We start from the raw sequence: 251 nt of genomic DNA, 5'->3' as shown, positions 1-251 counted from the left end.
GCGTGGTGAACTTGCGCAGGTCCTCGGTGTTGGCCTCGTCGTTGGCCGCCTGCATGCGGATGAAGATCATCTTGGCAATCCGCGTGAAACCCGCGGCATCCCAGCCGGCGGGCATGGCAGCGGATGTCGCCACACCTGCAGCCGCACCCACCCCTGCCGTCGCATCGGCGGCCAGGTTGTCGCGGGCCATGGGCGCCGGCTCGAAGGCGGCAGGCTGAGCGTCCTGGCGGGACAGCGGCACGTTCGCACCC

1 protein-coding gene is annotated in these 251 nt (G+C 70.1%); it reads right to left on the bottom strand.

The genetic code is table 11. The features are described from left to right. A partial coding sequence (locus AC0L3E_RS34720) for a hypothetical protein (RefSeq protein WP_473606926.1) occupies window positions 1-190 on the bottom strand: 190 nt, incomplete at its 3' end. Window positions 191-251: the final 61 nt, after the last annotated feature.

The organism is Mesorhizobium sp. WSM4822 (assembly GCF_055811155.1).
This window is presented reverse-complemented; position numbering and strand designations above follow the sequence as displayed.